Raw genomic sequence first — 1159 nt, 5'->3', positions numbered from 1 at the left:
TCACCCGAGGCAATCAATAAATTCTGCATTTCCAGTGGAGTCAAATATCCTCCACGAATATTCTTGGCATGCTCTTGAACCAAGGCTGCAACGCCAGCAACTACAGCGCTGGCACTACTCGTTCCCGAGAATTGGGTATAAGCCTGATTAATATCGCTACCGAATTGACGCCAGTCACCATAGCCGCAGGACACCACCAACATACCCCAAGACTGAACATCGACCAAGCTCCCGTAGGTAGAGGTTAACATGCGCCGATGGGTGCTACTTGGCAGCCCAGCGCCAACGATTATCCCACCGTTATCACCACGATTACGATACTCGCTAAAAACTCCTCGATCTAAATTGGAACCACCATTTCCCGCCGCCATTATCACGACGATACCCGCATCGGTGGCGGTTTGAATGAGTGACCATACTGCTACATCATAATCAGCTGGAACATACCCTTCTGCTGACAAGATTTGCATTTCCAATAAGAGGATATCTCCTGCACTTAAATCCAATATCGCTTCTAAAATACATTCGGCTCTTCGGTTTCCACCCTGAACAGTTAACTCTGGATAAAGATAAACTTGTGAGCCGTATGCTATTCCGGTGACGCCATAATTATTTTTCTATGCCGCCAAGATACAAACAGTTGCAGTGCCATGCTGATCCCAGCCCTCTTGATAAACGCGCTGGCTCGGGGTCTGACCAGGCTCTTGCAGTAGATTGCTTCCGGTAAGATCTTCATGATTAAGATTCCAACCATACTCACAATCAGCGATAACAATTCCGGCGCCGGTTATACCGCGATCATGTGCATACCAAATATCATGGCCGGGGTTTTCCAAAAAATGATTCTGCAAACCATCAAATGCTGGTGTTGTAGGAGCAATATCTGCTGGCGGCGGGGGTAAATCATTTAACGCATGAACAACAACATACTCAACACATGCTAAGTCATCGAGTTAATGGGCCACTTCAAGAACATCATGCTCAGGTCCTACATGACAATGAAATAGACTGTTGAAATTGGGCTGCTCACGACCACTACGCAATGAAGCACGATGGCGAAGAGCGCGAATCTTATCGGGGTCCACAGCAAAATGTGGTGAGAATGATATGCCATGGCGGGCGACGATTGCTTCAGATCGGAAGAGCACACGAACTCCAG

Annotated in this window: 2 protein-coding genes; both read right to left on the bottom strand. The window is 47.5% G+C overall.

The features are described from left to right. Window positions 1-593, bottom strand: a 593-nt coding sequence (locus F6K23_RS40965) for a S8 family serine peptidase (RefSeq protein ID WP_367267986.1), incomplete at its 3' end; no start/stop codon positions are given. A gap of 360 nt (window positions 594-953) precedes the next feature. Continuing rightward, on the bottom strand, window positions 954-1159 hold a 206-nt coding region (locus F6K23_RS40960; protein ID WP_293167002.1), incomplete at its 5' end, for a hypothetical protein.

It is taken from the genome of Okeania sp. SIO2C9 (assembly GCF_010672455.1).
GTDB lineage: Bacteria > Cyanobacteriota > Cyanobacteriia > Cyanobacteriales > Microcoleaceae > Okeania.
Note: the sequence above shows the minus strand (reverse complement) of the source record. Positions and strands in the feature narration are given on the sequence as shown.